The sequence below is a fragment of the Psychrobacter sp. UBA2514 genome (genome assembly GCF_002341255.1).
GTDB classification, from domain to species: Bacteria; Pseudomonadota; Gammaproteobacteria; order Pseudomonadales; family Moraxellaceae; genus Psychrobacter; species Psychrobacter pacificensis.
Genome location: NZ_DDNS01000012.1, coordinates 189999 through 190299 on the forward strand (window position 1 = coordinate 189999; position 301 = coordinate 190299).

The 301-nt window shown below is 42.9% G+C and carries 1 pseudogene; it reads right to left on the reverse strand.

Annotated elements, in window-relative coordinates:
• A pseudogene (locus B3V51_RS04930) lies at positions 1 to 301 on the reverse strand (valine--pyruvate transaminase); the annotation flags it as partial.

Genomic DNA, 301 nt, shown 5'->3' on the forward strand with positions numbered 1-301 from the left:
TTAATAGTGGTTCGACTATATAACTCACGTACCACTTCACCAATCACTCTAATACCATCCGTCAGTGTTTGCTCATCAGCAGCGATACTCATGCGGATACACTCGTGTGCGTGCTGGTAATCGCTAATATCGACACCCGGGAAGAAGTATTCACTCGGCACGATAAGCGTACCTTTTTCTTTCAAAGTCTCATACAGCTTAGAGGTACTAATCGGTAAATCCTTAAACCACAGCCACAAGAATATTGCGCCCTCAGGCTTATGAATTACTAGCGGATAATCGCCCAATTCTTTTTTAAGTA